The 15570-nt window shown below is 33.9% G+C and carries 16 protein-coding genes and 2 pseudogenes; 9 read left to right on the forward strand and 9 right to left on the reverse strand.

The window, feature by feature from the left end; translation table 11 throughout:
- Nucleotides 1-305 precede the first annotated feature (305 nt).
- Together ACFWDE_RS18300 and ACFWDE_RS18305 are read right to left on the reverse strand one after the other, a co-directional pair.
- A pseudogene (locus ACFWDE_RS18300) lies at nt 306-580 on the reverse strand (DDE-type integrase/transposase/recombinase); the annotation flags it as partial.
- A 93-nt stretch (nt 581-673) separates the two neighbouring features.
- On the reverse strand, nt 674-1495 hold the full coding sequence (locus ACFWDE_RS18305; protein WP_377893781.1) for a UTP--glucose-1-phosphate uridylyltransferase: 822 nt from the start codon (nt 1493-1495) through the stop codon (nt 674-676).
- A 207-nt stretch (nt 1496-1702) separates the two neighbouring features.
- On the opposite strand from ACFWDE_RS18305, the gene ACFWDE_RS18310 reads away from it, so the two are divergent.
- From ACFWDE_RS18310 to ACFWDE_RS18320, 3 genes are read left to right on the forward strand one after another with little or no spacing between them, the layout of a single operon-like run.
- On the forward strand, nt 1703-2992 hold the full coding sequence (locus ACFWDE_RS18310; RefSeq protein ID WP_377893782.1) for a UDP-glucose dehydrogenase family protein: 1290 nt from the start codon (nt 1703-1705) through the stop codon (nt 2990-2992).
- Nucleotides 2989-3942, forward strand: coding sequence for an NAD-dependent epimerase/dehydratase family protein (locus ACFWDE_RS18315; RefSeq protein ID WP_002151916.1), 954 nt, complete (start codon nt 2989-2991; stop codon nt 3940-3942). The genes ACFWDE_RS18310 and ACFWDE_RS18315 overlap by 4 nt, the downstream gene beginning before the upstream one ends.
- A gap of 3 nt (nt 3943-3945) precedes the next feature.
- Nucleotides 3946-5136: a glycosyltransferase family 4 protein gene (locus ACFWDE_RS18320; protein WP_016093985.1), complete on the forward strand. Its 1191-nt coding sequence runs from the start codon at nt 3946-3948 to the stop codon at nt 5134-5136.
- 462 nt (nt 5137-5598) lie between these two features.
- On the opposite strand, the gene ACFWDE_RS18325 is transcribed toward ACFWDE_RS18320, so the two are convergent.
- The 4 genes from ACFWDE_RS18325 to ACFWDE_RS18340 all read right to left on the reverse strand — a co-directional run bounded on the left by ACFWDE_RS18325 (nt 5599) and on the right by ACFWDE_RS18340 (nt 9387).
- On the reverse strand, nt 5599-6471 hold the full coding sequence (locus tag ACFWDE_RS18325; RefSeq protein WP_377893784.1) for an ATPase: 873 nt from the start codon (nt 6469-6471) through the stop codon (nt 5599-5601).
- Nucleotides 6472-6551: 80 nt separating this feature from the next.
- A complete protein-coding gene (locus tag ACFWDE_RS18330; RefSeq protein WP_377893785.1) occupies nt 6552-7166 on the reverse strand; it encodes a hypothetical protein in 615 nt (204 codons plus the stop codon).
- Between the two features lies 1 nt (nt 7167).
- Nucleotides 7168-8226 carry a spore coat putative kinase CotS gene (cotS, locus tag ACFWDE_RS18335; RefSeq protein WP_016103978.1) on the reverse strand — a complete coding sequence of 353 codons (1059 nt, stop codon included), beginning with the start codon at nt 8224-8226 and terminating at the stop codon, nt 7168-7170.
- Between the two features lie 24 nt (nt 8227-8250).
- Nucleotides 8251-9387: a glycosyltransferase family 4 protein gene (locus tag ACFWDE_RS18340; RefSeq protein ID WP_002151773.1), complete on the reverse strand. Its 1137-nt coding sequence runs from the start codon at nt 9385-9387 to the stop codon at nt 8251-8253.
- A 152-nt stretch (nt 9388-9539) separates the two neighbouring features.
- Here ACFWDE_RS18340 and ACFWDE_RS18345 point away from each other — a divergent pair, with 152 nt between their 5' ends.
- The 5 genes and pseudogenes from ACFWDE_RS18345 (at nt 9540) to ACFWDE_RS18365 (ending at nt 12338) form a co-directional block, all read left to right on the forward strand.
- Entirely contained in the window at nt 9540-10643 is a 1104-nt protein-coding gene (locus ACFWDE_RS18345) for a spore coat kinase CotI (RefSeq protein WP_377893798.1), read from the forward strand.
- Between the two features lie 160 nt (nt 10644-10803).
- Entirely contained in the window at nt 10804-10983 is a 180-nt protein-coding gene (locus tag ACFWDE_RS18350) for a helix-turn-helix domain-containing protein (RefSeq protein ID WP_080019237.1), read from the forward strand.
- A pseudogene (locus ACFWDE_RS18355) lies at nt 10928-11125 on the forward strand (zinc ribbon domain-containing protein); the annotation flags it as partial. The gene ACFWDE_RS18350 and the pseudogene ACFWDE_RS18355, both read left to right, overlap by 56 nt.
- A 302-nt stretch (nt 11126-11427) precedes the next feature.
- Nucleotides 11428-11850: a mercury resistance transcriptional regulator MerR1 gene (gene merR1 / locus ACFWDE_RS18360; RefSeq protein WP_377893788.1), complete on the forward strand. Its 423-nt coding sequence runs from the start codon at nt 11428-11430 to the stop codon at nt 11848-11850.
- A 29-nt stretch (nt 11851-11879) separates the two neighbouring features.
- Nucleotides 11880-12338, forward strand: coding sequence for a putative iron-sulfur cluster-binding metallochaperone (locus tag ACFWDE_RS18365; protein ID WP_088079268.1), 459 nt, complete (start codon nt 11880-11882; stop codon nt 12336-12338).
- Between the two features lie 784 nt (nt 12339-13122).
- Here ACFWDE_RS18365 and ACFWDE_RS18370 read toward each other — a convergent pair.
- From ACFWDE_RS18370 to ACFWDE_RS18380, 3 genes are all read right to left on the reverse strand, one after another.
- Nucleotides 13123-13257, reverse strand: coding sequence for a hypothetical protein (locus tag ACFWDE_RS18370; protein ID WP_000454672.1), 135 nt, complete (start codon nt 13255-13257; stop codon nt 13123-13125).
- A gap of 576 nt (nt 13258-13833) precedes the next feature.
- On the reverse strand, nt 13834-14310 hold the full coding sequence (locus ACFWDE_RS18375; RefSeq protein ID WP_377893789.1) for a hypothetical protein: 477 nt from the start codon (nt 14308-14310) through the stop codon (nt 13834-13836).
- Between the two features lie 94 nt (nt 14311-14404).
- Entirely contained in the window at nt 14405-14659 is a 255-nt protein-coding gene (locus ACFWDE_RS18380) for a hypothetical protein (protein WP_002151793.1), read from the reverse strand.
- 300 nt (nt 14660-14959) lie between these two features.
- On the opposite strand from ACFWDE_RS18380, the gene ACFWDE_RS18385 reads away from it, so the two are divergent.
- On the forward strand, nt 14960-15364 hold the full coding sequence (locus ACFWDE_RS18385) for a hypothetical protein (RefSeq protein WP_377893792.1): 405 nt from the start codon (nt 14960-14962) through the stop codon (nt 15362-15364).
- Nucleotides 15365-15570 lie beyond the last annotated feature (206 nt).

Genomic DNA, 15570 nt, shown 5'->3' on the forward strand with positions numbered 1-15570 from the left:
AAGTAGCTTAATCGGGATGGGGGGATAGTTGAAGGTATCCGTTGTGTAAAGATGCTGTTTTATGAAGATAAAGACTCAGCATTACGAACTTTTTCAGGAAAGTACTCAAAAGCTGAAAAATATCAGGAATAATCTGAATTAATACTCCCATGACTAAAGTTGCGAGCTCTAATTCTAACGAATCAACGAACCGGACCCTTGAATGACTGAGGGTTCGCAATCCATTTTTTGTCGTAAGGAAATACATATAATGATGTTTTCTATCGATTATAGGTATGAATGTATATTTGGTTGGCGGTAAGATCCCGTTTCTTAATAAAACAATGATCTGTTCCGTAATGTTATTTAGATATTTTACTTGTCTGATTGAGATACCTAAGGGTATCTTTTTTCTTTTTTCTTTTTGCAATTACAATCGGTTAGGTTGAATTTTGTTCTCCTGCGATAACATGAGGATTTGAAACATGAAAAGACCGCAAGGCTTTTTGAAAAAGCACTTTGCAGCCATATGATTTCTTTTCTTATTTAAATGAAAATCGATTGTATTCTCTTCTGATTCAAAGGTACGATATAAATATATTTAATTACCCTTAACTTATATATATGTTTCATCAAATCTTCAGGAATCGCTTGTTGACTTCAAGTGTATGTTGGTTGAATCCTTTTCCATAAATTAATTTTTACCTGTTTTGTTTTGTCCATATATTAGATTAAGAAGCTGCATATATTCATCTTCTTGTCCGATATCAAATCGTTTCCCATCAATCATTTTTCCATATACTTTTTTAGTCCTAATTAAAGAATGAATCGCATCTGTTAATTGATATTCCCCCCCAACACCAGGTTGAATGTTTTTTAATAAAGGAAAAATATCAGGCGTGAAAACATATCTGCCAATTACTGCAAGATTAGATGGAGGATTTACTTTTGGCTTTTCTATAATATTTGTAATATTCATGTAATTACCCTTTACAATATTCCCTTCAATAATACCATACTTCTCTATGCACTCATCTGGTACCGTATGAATGCCTATTACACTATTTTTCGTCTCTTTATAAATACTAATTAATTGATTTAAAGCAGTTTCTTTATCCGAAACTACAATATCATCTGGCAAGAGTACAGCAAAAGGTTCATTACCAATAAATGTTTCACCTAATTTTATCGCTTCACCAAGTCCTCTCGCATATGGCTGTCTTATATAATGGATTTGAACATTAGGAATAGCAAGCCCTTTTAACAGATGGGATTTTTTTTCTTTTTCTAAAAAAGCCTCCAATTCTAATGAATAATCAAAGTAATCAACTATTAAATCCTTTCTGCTAGAAAGTACAATTAATATTTGCTCAATACCTGACTTTACAGCCTCTTCCACAATATAATGAATCGCAGGTTTATTACCTATTGGAAACATTTCTTTTGGAATTACCTTTGTAATTGGAAGGCTTCTTGTGCCGTAACCAGCGGCTGGAATGATTGCTTTTTTAATCACTAATCTCTCGCTCCCTCGAGTGTTTACAATATTAATATTCAGTAACCTCCTTACCCGCGCATGACGATTCCAAAAGAGGCTCTTACCTTCTGATTGCTTTCATTGCTTATATGAATAGGCCCTTTCATTTGTCACCAATCCATCTTGTCCATCAATATACTGTAACAACTAGTACTATAGTACTAAGTTCAGAGGGGTGATTATCATATGGATATATGTATTATAGGCTCTGGTTATGTGGGAATCACATCAGCAGCAGTATTAGCAGATTTAGGTCATGATATTATATGTGTAGATAAGGATCAAGAAAAAATTCAAGCTCTCCAAAAGGGGGAGTGCCCCATTTATGAACCAGATTTAAAGGAGCTTATTCACAAAAATAGAAACCGATTACAATTCAGTTGTGATATCGATAATGCTATTCGACAATCACCCGTTATTTTTATCGCTGTAGGAACCCCTTCTACATCAAGTGGAAAGACGGATTTAAAATATATCTACTCCGTCATTGATCTACTGGTTCCAGTTATAACATCGTATAAAACTATTATTACGAAAAGTACAGTTCCACCAGGTACAAATCAACAATTATATGAAACACTTATTAAACGTGGGGTTTCATCGGCCTTATTCAATATTGTCTCCAATCCTGAATTTCTTCGCGAAGGCTCTGCTGTTCACGATATGCTCATTCCAGATAGAACTATTATAGGTATCCAAAAAGGTGACACAAAGTCGTTAAAAATTATGCAGGATATATATAAAGAGATTAGGGCTCCTTTCCTTTGTACAGGTTTAAATGAAGCAGAGATGATTAAATATACATCTAATGTATTTTTGGCTACCAAAATATCTTTTATAAATGAAATTTCTCGAATTTGTGATGCATATAACATTGATATTGTTGAAGTGGCAAAAGGAATTGGCTATGACTTTCGAATTAACCCTCATTTTCTTCAGGCGGGAATGGGGTATGGAGGATCATGCTTCCCAAAAGATTTACATTCACTCATTTATACAGCAAATGATAGGCACGTAGCAGTTCCTATTTTACAAGCTGTACAATCCATTAACTCCACACAAATAGATCTCTATGTTGAAAAAATTAAAAAAGCTATCAAAGAACCCTCTTCAAAAAAAATAACGGTTTTAGGAATTGCCTTTAAGCCAAATACTGATGATATTCGTAGCTCCCTTGCCGTAATACTTCTTGAAAAATTAATTTCTCATGGCTATGATCTACATGCTTATGACCCCAAAGCTTTTCTTCCTTCACATTTAAAAAGACAAGTTACACAGCATGATAACCTAGAATCTTCAATTACAAATTCTGATTGCATTATTATCGCCACGGAATGGAATGAATTTAAAACACTTAATTGGAAACAAGTCAAACAAGTTATGAAGGGATGCACAATCGTGGATGGCCGCAATTGCATTGAAAAAGATGAAGTAGAAAAATACGGATTACAATATATTGGAGTGGGTCGGTCATGAAAATACTTGTAACAGGGGCCGCTGGTTTCATTGGCTCACATTTGTGTCAAGCGTTACTTAAAAATAGTGCATATCATGTAGTTGGAATTGATCATTTCATCGGTCCTACTCCAGCCACTTTAAAGACAGGTAATATACAATCTCTCGAATTAAATTCACGTTTTCAATTCATACGAGAAGACATTCTAAATACAGATTTATCAAAAATATTACAAGATATAGATGTCATTTATCATCTAGCTGCTATCCCTGGTGTGAGAACAAGTTGGGGAAAAGATTTTCAGCCTTATGTTACAAATAATATAATGGTTACACAGCAGTTACTTGAAGCCTGTAAGCACATAAAATTAGATAAATTTATTCATATATCAACCTCTTCTGTTTATGGTGAAAAATCTGGCGCAGTTTCTGAAGATTTATTACCTACCCCTCTATCCCCATATGGTGTTACAAAATTAGGTGGTGAACACTTATGTCATGTTTATCACAAAAATTTTCACATACCAATTGTTATTTTAAGATATTTCACAGTGTATGGGCCAAGGCAACGTCCTGACATGGCATTTCATAGATTAATTAAACAAATGCTAGAAGATAAACCTCTCACAATATTTGGTGACGGAACACAAACACGTGATTTTACCTATATTGATGACTGTATAAGAGGAACGGTGGCCGCTTTAGAAACAAAAAAAAATATAATAGGTGAAGTTATCAATATCGGTGGAAAAGAACAAGCATCCATTTTGGACATCATTTCTATGTTAGAAAAAATATTAGGTAAATCAGCAACCAAAAACTTTCTAAAATCAGTTCCTGGGGAACCGAAGCAAACATGGGCAGATATATCTAAGGCTAGTACATTACTGCAATATTCTCCAACAGTTTCCCTATTCGACGGACTGGAAGCAGAATATCAATATATAAAACAACTATACAAAGGGGATTAGTTTATGAAAATTGCATATATATGTACAGAAAAATTACCATCTCCCGCGATTAAAGGTGGAGCAATTCAAATGATGATTGATGGGGTGTCCCCCTATATAAGTCAAGATTATGAACTTACTATTTTCTCTATTTCAGATCCAAGTCTTCCAAATCAAAAAACACAAGATAATGTCAATTACGTGTATCTTCCTCAAAAAGAATATGAACAGCATGTTATAAGAACACTCCAAACCAATACCTTTGATATTATACATGTCTTTAATCGTCCTAAAAATATACCTCTATATAAACAAGCTTCTCCACACAGTAAATTTGTATTAGGTCTTCATAACGATATGTTTGCTGAACATAAACTATCTATTTGTGAAGGCAATCTTATTATTGAAATGGTTACCGCCATTGTGACTGTTAGTAACTATATTAAACAAACTGTGATTGAGAGGTTTCCACAAGCTGAAGAAAAGATTTCCATTGTCTACTCTGGTGTTAATTTAAAACAATCTCCCTCCATCTGGACACCAACAGGACAAAAGATAAGAAATGCATTTCGTACAAAATACGGTATCCAAGATAAAAAAGTGATTCTATTTGTTGGCCGATTATGCAAAAATAAAGGTCCAGACTTGCTCATTCAAGCTATGAAGAAGATTATTCAAACGCATAAAGATACGGTACTTGTAATTGTTGGTGGTAAATGGTTTAGTGATAACCGAGTAAATAAATATGTTAAAAAGCTATATAGAATAGCTAGGCCAATTAAAGAACACGTAATTTTCACCAAATTTATTCCTGCAGATCAAATTCATAATATATTTCTAATGGGGGATATATTTATATGTAGCTCACAATGGAACGAACCATTGGCACGTGTTCATTATGAAGCAATGGCTGCTGGAATCCCAATTATTACAACAAACCGTGGGGGAAATGCAGAAGTTATAACAGATGAATATAACGGCTGCCTAGTAGAACAATATGATAATCCAATGGAGTTTGCCAGACTTGTCCAGGCTTTGTTATCTCAACGAGAATTTGCACAATGGATTGCTGAAAACGGAAGAAAAATTGTGGAGGAAAACTTTACATTTAAGCATACAGCAAAAAAACTAGATCAGGTATATAAACAAGTAGCAGAATCTACTAATCAACCTGCTAGAAATCTAATACGCCCTCTCAAAATTCTAATTGTTTGAACTATCCCCACTTAACGACCCTGCAGTCTGTTTGAAGTGGGGGATTCCTGCGAACACCGATGTATTCACCAGTTATCTTAGCAGGCTCTGTCTGCAGTTCCTACGGTGAGAACATAAGTATCTTACACGTTGACTCACCACGCTTCCTACTTTAGCTTGGTTTTCGCAACTTCGGCAAGCGTGGGGTGATTGAACGTTGAAAATTTTACGGTTGCAACGATTTTTCTGCAACCAATCTCATATCTTCAGTTTTCAAAGAGCAATCTGTACAAGTATATGGTAACAAACATTTTGTCTTACGCCAACCGACATTCATCTCCTACCTATTTGCTGGTGCTATCGCACCTTCACGCAAATTGAGGAAGGAGTCTTCTGTCGGAAAATGATAACGGCTGCCTATTATGTATATTTTGAAGAACAAAAAACGCTTGGAGAACCAAGCGTATTTTAGTGCTAATTATTTTACGCGTCTTCTTCTTCACCATCGTCATCATCGTCATCGTCGTCATCATCGTCATCATCGTCATCGTCATCATCGTCGTCATCATCGTCATCATCGTCATCATCGTCGTCGTCATCATCATCATCATCGTCTTCATCATCATCGTCATCATCGTCATCATCGTCATCATCGTCGTCATCATCGTCATCGTCGTCGTCATCATCGTCGTCGTCATCATCGTCTTCGTCTTCTTCCTCGTCTTCGTCTTCATCATCATCATCATCATCGTCATCGTCGTCGTCATCGTCTTCGTCTTCGTCTTCTTCCTCGTCTTCGTCTTCTTCCTCGTCTTCTTCCTCGTCTTCGTCTTCTTCCTCGTCTTCGTCTTCTTCCTCGTCTTCGTCTTCTTCCTCGTCTTCGTCTTCTTCCTCGTCTTCGTCTTCTTCGTCTTCTTCGTCTTCTTCGTCTTCTTCGTCTTCTTCGTCTTCTTCGTCTTCTTCGTCTTCTTCGTCTTCTTCGTCTTCTTCGTCTTCGTCATCGTCTTCTTCGTCTTCTTCGTCTTCTTCGTCTTCTTCGTCTTCTTCGTCTTCGTCTTCTTCGTCTTCGTCTTCGTCTTCGTCTTCTTCGTCTTCTTCGTCTTCGTCTTCGTCTTCTTCGTCTTCGTCTTCGTCTTCGTCTTCGTCTTCTTCTTCTTCGTCCTCGTCCTCGTCCTCGTCTGTAAAGATAACTTCTGTTTCATCATCATATTGAATTTCAACCTCTACACCATTATGTGTACCAGATTGAATTATTTCAGCTAGAGATTTTAGAACTTCCTGTAAATCATCATCTGAATTAACACTAAAGCCATTCTCAACATCTAGTTTTATTTTTGCTCTTTTCACATCAGCCATTTACCTAACTCCTTCAATATAGATTTATATATACTATGTCGAAAGAATATGAAAAGATTAATATATTTGCGGAAATTTCATTATTCATTTTCCTTAGCGCTCTTTACTAATTTTGCTATCCACGGGGTTTTTAATGGATGATCGGGAGTAATAATTTTGACTTTTACTTTTGGCTTTTCTATTTGAGTTGGAACGACCTCATTTTGTTCCGGGTTTTGTTCTTTTAGTTCTATTGCATTTTGAATCTCTTCATCTTTTACTTCATCAATTATTGGAGTTTTTTGTGGGGATTTCCCTTCTAGTTCTATTGTATTTTTCTTCTTCTTCGTTTTCTTCTTCTTCTTCGTTTTCTTCTTCCTCGTCTTCTGAATCTCTTCATCAATTATTGTAGTTTTTTGTGGGGATTGCTCTTCTAGTTCTATTGCATTTTGAACCTCTTTATCTTTTACTTCATCAATTATTGTAGTTTTTTGTGGGGATTGTTCTTCTAAATCTAGCAATCCGATTTTGGGTAACTCCTCTAATTCTATTTCCTTAATAATCGCTAAATTCTCTAGCACAGAAGATTCATTTAGTACAATATTTTTTTGCTGCTCATACTCTGACAATTCCCATCCCATTGGCCCTGGTGGAGAAAACACAAATTTCTCTAAATCTAAAATAGGGATTACTATCTCTTCTTGTTCTGAATTCATCTTATTTCCCTCCGCTATTGCTCTTGATTTCGTGGTAAATATCAGAGAAATTTTGTAAAAATTCTTCTTTAGAGTCTTCAAGTGCAATGATATTTTGCAATGCCCAAATATACTTTTCATCAGACCAAGAACGCTTTTGTCCTAAATAGTATTTATGTGCAATTGCACAGAATAAGTGAGGAAACGATAAATCAGTCCAAAGAACACGAAATTGTTTTTCTGATAAGGAATTTTCTGAATCATATGCACTCAACATATGAATTGCTAAATTAGTATCCCAAACTGACATTTTTTTCATCACTTTATTTAAAAAGATACGTAGGTCCCTCACGGGTAAATCACTTGTAATAGAATGTAGTTCTTTCATAAACATAGCATCATCTATTTCTGCAAATCTTGCTAAAGTAAAATCTTGCTGACAAAAACTGTTAGATGCAATAACTTCTTTTGTCCATTGGTCAAAATATGGATCATTTATTTCTTGTAATGCTCTCTGACCACGTGCTAACATTTTATCGACGTACTCTAAAAACATAGTTGAAAATACATCATCTGGAAAGGAGAGTGCAATCCTTTTGTTTCCTTCTAATTCTTGTAATTTCCATCTGTATAATTTATGCCATTTTCCTAATCGACCCCGAATTTTACTTTCTTGTATCGGAATATATCCTTCGGATGCTTGATGAAATTTACCTGCATATATTAGTACCTTCTCTAATTGTTCTTTATTATAATAAATAACTTCTTTCCCTTGATGCTTATCATATAGTACATACGCATACTCACCAGATCCAATACAAAAGCCCCCTCTTTTTGTGTTATGAATTTTTGTAATTGGTAATCCATTTTGAAGGAGATGTAAATGTGCTCCAGCAATAAAAAGCATCCTTTTGGGGTGCATATGTGCTTGTTTTAATATTTTTAATCCTTCTTCTGTTTCAACTTCCCAAATTGTTCTCCCACTTCTGCTTGACTGTAAAATGATATTACTTACCTCAAATGGATAAAAGCTAAGGACCTTTTTTAAATGTTCACTCTCTAATCCAGTTGTTTCTTCCAACTTTCATCATCCTCCTCTTAAATTTTATAAAACTTCCTCATACACTTTCATTAAATCCGTGGCAACTCGGTTCCAATTAAATTCTTTTTCGACCTTCGCACGTCCATATTTCCCTATCTGTTTTCTTTTATTTTCGTTATTTAAAAGATTAATTATCTTTTCTGCATATGCATCAGGATTCTCAAAGTCATTGACAATATATCCATTTTTTCCTTCTTCAATAACTTCAGGATTACCGCCTCGATTACTTGTAATAATTGGTAACCCTGCTGCCATTGCTTCGTAATGCACCCTAGCAAGAGGCTCTTGCCACTGTGAAGAGCAAACAAAAATATCTGACATAGCATAAAGTGTTGAAATATCCTTTGGCTTAACAAATTTAATAAAGACTACATGTTCTGGAAACATTGCACCTAAGGTATATAAATGTTTTACATAATTATTTACATTGTTATCTCCAAACCATTTTGAACCAATAAAAACCATTACAATGTCTGGATTTTTCTCAATTATTTTAGGAAGAGCTTGTAGCAAAATATGAGGACCTTTTACTTTGCTCAAGCGTCCAACAAACAAAACTATTTTTTTATTTTGTAAATTCAACTGTTTTAGCACATGACTTTTAACTTTTGTACCATTCACGGTCCACGAAGGATAATATTCATTTACATCTACACCAGAATATACTGTTCTTGTCTTTGCTTTTGCAGTTTGAAAGCGCGAGGTAATTGTTTTTCCTATATAATCACTAACTGTTACAATTTTGGAAACAGCCGCAATACATGCTTCGCCCTCTTTATCACTTATTTTTTCGTATGCAAACATTTCATTATGCACACTTAACACGAATTTGGTCTGTGGTGCCGCCTCACGTAAAATTGTAATCCAATTGGGACGATTACATAGATGAACCACATCATATTTTTCCTGTTTCAAATGTTTAATAATATAAGGCAGATACTCCTCTTCTGGAAAACGTATATACCTTACACCTTGATTTTTTTCTTCTGATTTTAAATTAGGATCTGTTATAGAAATAACTGTCACATTTTTTCCATTTGAAGCAATAATGGAAGCAACAGAATCTATATAAATTTGAATAGCTCCACCTCGTACAGCTGGTACGGGTAGCTTTTCAGTGGATATTATCGCAATTTTCATTAAATCGCCTCCCTGTTTCATAAAATACAACTTTCTTCATATGTTACGAAGAAACCCTTATGTTTGTGAGTTATCAAGCATTTTTTCATCTTTTATAATTAAATTTGGTAAATAGTACTTTTTCTTCTTAAAGGCAAATGGCTAGAGCAAAAATGGTCATGCACCATACAGTAATAAGAGAGTATAAAAGGATGGTGGTATATGTGGAGAATCATAATGAAGAAGCGGTGTATACATTATCGCCCGAAGAGGAGCAAAAATTAGTAGCATTGGCAGAGACAATGATTCAACATTGGGACATTCAAGCGACTACAATCGAATTAATACAAGGTGGACAACTAGCCTTAGTATGGAAAATTCATACTACAGATGGACCATTTTGCTTAAAGAGAATTCATCGCCCTGAAAAAAAGGCTTTATTTTCCATTCACGCTCAAGATTATCTTGCCAAAAAAGGCATGCGTGTTCCGAGCATAATTCCAAGCAAAGTGAATCAGTTATATACAAAACACGGTCCATTTTTATTTGTTGTTTATGAATGGATTGAGGGAAGACCGTTTGAGCTAACAATGCAAGAAGACCTTGAAATGATTATGAAAGGGTTAGCAGATTTTCATGTAGCTTCTATTGGCTACAAACCGCCACCAGGCATACCTATCTTCACAAAACTGGGACGTTGGCCCAATCATTACATTAAAAGATTTCAGCAGATGGAGATTTGGAAAAATTTATCCGCAACTATGCCGGATGACCCATTTTCACAATTGTATTTGGCTGAAATTGATGCTTTCATTTTAGAAGCAAAACATACACACCAAAGACTATTGGAATCTGAATATACAAAATGGACTGATGAATTACAAACATTCCCCAATTTATGTCATCAAGATTATGGAACAGGAAATTCCTTATTAGATCCAAGTAATCAAATTTGGGTAATTGATTTAGATACAGTTTCTTACGATCTCCCTATTCGAGACTTGCGTAAAATGATTATTCCCCTACTAGATACAACTGGTGTTTGGAATGCAGACCAATTTCAAATTATGATTAACGCATATGAGTCAGTTTCTCCTTTAACAGCAGAGCAGAAGAAAATTATGTTCATTGATATGTTATTTCCGTACGAATTGTATGATGTGATTCGTGAAAAATACGTTAGAAAATCACCATTACTTGCTAATGAACTTGCTGAAGCTATGGAATATGAAAGGATTAAGTCAAAAGCTTTAAATATGTTAATAGAGGAATTTTAATACGCGATACAAACAATTCTGGGCAAAGATTACTGTTATCTTTTTCCGACAGAAGACTCCCTCCTCAAAAATGTGAAGGTGTGGAACACCAATTTTAGGTGGGAGATGAATGTCGGTAGGCGTAAGCCTACGTTTTTACTAGAATCAAGAATAAAAAGCCTTGAGAACCATTGGTTGCAGTCGTTTGGTATTTAATCGTTTTCTTACTATGTGGAATCATACTTATAAAGAAGCGGAGAGAGGATTAACGTATCATTTTTTCTCTGACGAGCGTATTCAATTAAAAAAGAAAATGGTACGTGAAGCAAGATGTAGTTATATCAAAAACATTTATTTCTAGTCAACTATGTTCGAATTGCATTTACCAAAATAAAGTCGTTAAAAATCTTAATCTTCGTGAGTGTGATTGCCCTTCTTGTAGTACATATCACGATAGAGATGTTAATGCAGGACTAAATCTTAGAAACGAATGTCGCTTTTAAATAAAGTCACGGTGTTTATAAAAAAGACACGATCTTTTGAATAAAGTCGCGACGTTTTTCCCCTTTGGATCTGTTTATCTAAAGGGGTGTTTTTATAGTGAAAAGAAGATTTAAACTGAAAGGTAGATTAAGGAACTGTTGAGTAGCAATAAAGTTACTCTACTAAAGGGCCATATTGTTGAGTAAGGCTTATTGAAAAATGACGGTTTATTTTAAGAAAGTAGATCGATAATATAGTAAATAATACTTCCCTTGACCCTGTACTATGGTACAGGGTTTATACTTTATATGAGGTGAGATAGATGCAATATCGTATTGGAGGACTGGCTGAAAAGTGTGGCGTTAACAAGGAGACCATTCGATACTATGAACGTTTAGGCTTAATGCCAGAGCCTAATCGTACCGAAAAAGGATACCGAATGTATTCCCTACAAATGGTCGATCGTTTGAGTTTCATAAAACGGACGCAGGAATTGGGGTTTACCTTAAATGAAATTGACAAATTGCTAGGGGTTGTCGATCGCAATGAAGCAAAGTGCCGTGACATATATGATTTCACTGTTCTTAAATTAGAGGACATCCAACGTAAAATTCAAGACCTTAAAAAAATTGAACAAATGTTGATAGACCTTAAAGAAAGATGTCCCGAAAACAAAGATATTTACGAATGTCCTATTATCGAAACCTTAATGGATTCAGAAAAGAAAGCAGAAGAATATTTATAAAAATAATAAATTGTAAAGGTGGAAGAACAATGGAAGATTGTTGTAGTAACCTTAAAGGAATAAAAATTGAAAATAATGGTCATTGTCCATCATGTAAAAATAAAGCTAAGATTGTAAAGTTGATTACACTAAAATCATTGCTTAAACCATCAGCATTAGAAACATTAAATGCTAAAGAAAATCACTATTTTTGTTCAAACGAAGATTGTGATGTAGTCTATTTTGATACGAATAATAAAAAGCATTTTGTATCTGACATAAAGGTAGCTGTACATCAAAAAGATGACTCAGCAACTACACCAATTTGTTATTGTTTTGATTGGACAAAAGAAAAAATTAAACAATATGTGGAAAATGGACTTACTCCTAATCCAGTAGAGCATATTCGCGAAAACATAAAAGAAAACCGATGTGGTTGTGAAGTAAACAATCCACAAGGTAGTTGTTGTTTAGGCAATGTTACAACTTATATTAGAAAAATGTCATAAGGAACCTAAATGTTGTTTTTTTTCACCAAAATAAATCAATATTCTTCCGCAAAAGGGCACGATTGTGGAAGAATATGGGTAGAAATAATCAAATTTTTTTATAAAAACTAATCTTAAATCTGCTGGAGAAGAATCCATTTTGATCAAACTTTATTTCAAAGCTACAACGAAGCGATCTCTCTCTTAACCGTAGGAACTACAGGGATAGCTTAATTGATTAGAACCGTTAGGTTTCCGTACTTAGGAATATCCCACTTCACACAGTCCGTGAGGAGGTTAAGTGGCGATTAGTTCAATATAAATAAGGAGCAAAGTTCTGTTGCGAAGATCATTTAATAGAGACATAGAACTTACACAGACTGTTCAATTCCAAATTATGATACACTTCCAAACAAAATATGTACAAGCCGACTTTATTTTTGGTAGAGTAGCTATTCCTGATTATGAAAGGAATATTCAAAAAAACTTAAGTGCCCTTGAAAGATTATGAGAATGAAATAAATAGCAATGTTTTTCCCTTTCACATGACACAGCTGTAGCCTTAGAATAAAGTTTGATTAAATTAACTTAATAGACCTTGATAAAAGAGCAAATAGAAAAAGCGTGTTTTGAAAAAAAGATTGATCAAAACACGCCTTTTCTATATTCAATTGAATCATCTTTTATAAAAAAGTTTGATAATTTTTGTGATCCTTGCTCAATTAAAGCGCCCTTTTATGGAATAATCATTGTAAAAATCCACTTAAATTTTAGCTGGGACACTTTATTGACAAAAGTCATAGATTTATTTATTTTTGTTTTCTAATTCCTCAACTCTCCTTTCCATGTTCTTTATTTTTTTGATTGAGTGAAGGGCGAGCCCTAAAGCTATTCCACCTAAAGTGAATGCTGGAAAAACAAGAAAAGTAAACCATTCCATCTTTTGATCCCCCCTAAAACTACTAAACAATTTGGCCCGATTGTTGAACAAAGAAATACTCTACAAAATAGATCTTTTTATCAATCTTTATTACAAATTATCGAACTTTATTTTAAATCCACAACAGCTCTATTGGGGAATACATGTCCCTCTAAAAAGGAGTTTGTAGAATAGCCCCTTCAATATAGTATTTTTAACAATTCTTTGTGTGCAAATAAAAAGAGCATCCACAATTGTTAGATGCTCCTATATATAAAGTGGTTTCCCCCACACTCTAGTATATGCTTGTCATTCTCAAAAGGTGTAGCAAAAAGAAACCTTATTCAGGGCCTTCTCAAAATATAAGGGGTAACTCTAACGTATAGATTAACATTTCTCGATGTTACTGCTAATATGCATCGATTGGACACTCCCAGCCCTAAATGAGCAAGGAGTGTCAATCTAAAATATATTGGAATTAACAAAGAAGAAAAAGATAATATTCTTGATATATTTTCGATTTAATTTTGCCATATAATATAAATCAACATTAAAAATCACTCTTTACCCTATTGTTTTTTACATTTTAACGAGAAACTATTTTACATCACCAATTGCTTGAATAGACTCAAGTCTAACATTAATTTTGTTCGGAAAATCTATAATATTACCAGTTGAATTACTTGCTACTTCTACATTGGGTCCAATTACAGTAACTAAATTTTGACTCACATTCATTATAAAACCTTTAATATGAATTCCTTTCAAAAACAATACAGTACGTAAATGAAGCAACTGATAAGCATATAAAAGTTCTCTAATCTCATTTGTTGATTCTGCAAAATTATTACTAGAACTATTCACTACTGAATGATAAGAAGAAGATCCCTTTAATTCTAAAGAGGTGTTAGAGGACTTTTTTGATTGTAATAAAACATCAGAAGATTTTTCTGATTCTAATAAAGGATCAAAATTTCTTCTTGATTTAAATGGAGCGATAAGAGGAATCGGATTTATATCAATCAATCTAAATTTACGTTTGCCATTATCAGAATTAAAACAAAACTGACACACCTATACCCCTCCTATAATAAGTATGTATTATATAGTAAACACATTATACAAAAATGTACTGGGTATTTATAATACCCAGTACATTTTTAATTTATTATGCTCCTCGATCATCACTTACCGCTAAAATGCTAGCAATCATAACACTAATTTGGTTTGGATTTTCAAGAGTTCCACCGTTCGCATTACTTTCTACTTCAATAGCTTCCCCATTACCACGACGAAGAGTAACAAAATTTTCTCCAATTTGTGTAATAATTCCTTCTACGTGAAATGATGGCAAAAATAATACAACTCTCGCCCCAACCAATTGAAATGCTTGCAACAGAGTTAGAATTTCATTATTATCCATTCTCTATCACCTTCCTTTATTTCTAATTTTGACACCTAACAATGTAACTCTATTAAATTAACTTATTATTAGTTATCAAAATAGAATATGTTCTAGCATAAGAATTGAAATAGACAAGTTGGCAAATTTTTTAGTAATACATTATTAGGACATAATGTTTAAGGGATAATACATAAAAAGATCCTTATTAAACAAATTCCATAATTAAATAAAAAATCCACACTTAACTAGACTCCTATACTCACACCATCCTTTCTAGACGAGCATAAGATGTACTGACGAACGAAAGGGGGTAATTTTATGGGTTTTGGTTTTGGTGGAGGTTGTGATTTTAACAGATGTGATCATCATAGACGAGAACATCACAGAAAAGAACATCACAGAAAAGAAGAAAGAGAAGACAATAAAAGAGAAATGAATAACAATCCAGAGTTATTACAATTCTTAAGAACATTAACTCCTGGTACTTGTATTGTTATTCAATATGATTGTCAACCACCTACAAGTGCAACATTCCAAGGTTTTCAAGGAAACAACGTAATCATTTTATCTGACTTTGATTGTTTCCCGGGATTAGCACGTATTGCAATTAACAAAATTAACGTAATCTCTATAAATTCACCTGATTGTGATCGTTTCTGTTGTAAACGTCGTAGACATTGTAAAGAACATGACGAACATAAACATGATCATAGAGAAGATTAATAAATTTTAATTAAAAGAAAAATCTTTCCCTTAATTTATAAGCCAATTTGCAAGAAAAACACCTATTAAAAAATAGGTGTTTTTCTTTTCTAAATTATACTTAACTGAACATAAATAACAAACCATTTCATATAGCGGACATATACTATTGTAAGGTCGGCATCCAAATGACCCAAATAAATACCCATGCCAAGAAATAAAACTAC

Origin of the sequence: Bacillus sp. NPDC060175, from assembly GCF_042728695.1 — a bacterium.
In the GTDB taxonomy this organism is placed as follows: Bacteria; Bacillota; Bacilli; order Bacillales; family Bacillaceae_G; genus Bacillus_A.

What these genes read in the sequence shown, in the direction of transcription:
- ACFWDE_RS18310 (WP_377893782.1), top strand. Translation starts at nt 1,703, where the DNA reads ATGGATATATGTATTATAGGCTCTGGTTATGTGGGAATCACATCAGCA.
- ACFWDE_RS18315 (WP_002151916.1), top strand. Translation starts at nt 2,989, where the DNA reads ATGAAAATACTTGTAACAGGGGCCGCTGGTTTCATTGGCTCACATTTG.
- ACFWDE_RS18320 (WP_016093985.1), top strand. Translation starts at nt 3,946, where the DNA reads ATGAAAATTGCATATATATGTACAGAAAAATTACCATCTCCCGCGATT.
- ACFWDE_RS18325 (WP_377893784.1), bottom strand. Translation starts at nt 6,471, where the DNA reads ATGGCTGATGTGAAAAGAGCAAAAATAAAACTAGATGTTGAGAATGGC.
- ACFWDE_RS18330 (WP_377893785.1), bottom strand. Translation starts at nt 7,166, where the DNA reads ATGAATTCAGAACAAGAAGAGATAGTAATCCCTATTTTAGATTTAGAG.
- ACFWDE_RS18340 (WP_002151773.1), bottom strand. Translation starts at nt 9,387, where the DNA reads ATGAAAATTGCGATAATATCCACTGAAAAGCTACCCGTACCAGCTGTA.
- ACFWDE_RS18345 (WP_377893798.1), top strand. Translation starts at nt 9,540, where the DNA reads ATGGTCATGCACCATACAGTAATAAGAGAGTATAAAAGGATGGTGGTA.
- merR1 (WP_377893788.1), top strand. Translation starts at nt 11,428, where the DNA reads ATGCAATATCGTATTGGAGGACTGGCTGAAAAGTGTGGCGTTAACAAG.
- ACFWDE_RS18365 (WP_088079268.1), top strand. Translation starts at nt 11,880, where the DNA reads ATGGAAGATTGTTGTAGTAACCTTAAAGGAATAAAAATTGAAAATAAT.
- ACFWDE_RS18370 (WP_000454672.1), bottom strand. Translation starts at nt 13,257, where the DNA reads ATGGAATGGTTTACTTTTCTTGTTTTTCCAGCATTCACTTTAGGTGGA.
- ACFWDE_RS18380 (WP_002151793.1), bottom strand. Translation starts at nt 14,659, where the DNA reads ATGGATAATAATGAAATTCTAACTCTGTTGCAAGCATTTCAATTGGTT.
- ACFWDE_RS18385 (WP_377893792.1), top strand. Translation starts at nt 14,960, where the DNA reads ATGGGTTTTGGTTTTGGTGGAGGTTGTGATTTTAACAGATGTGATCAT.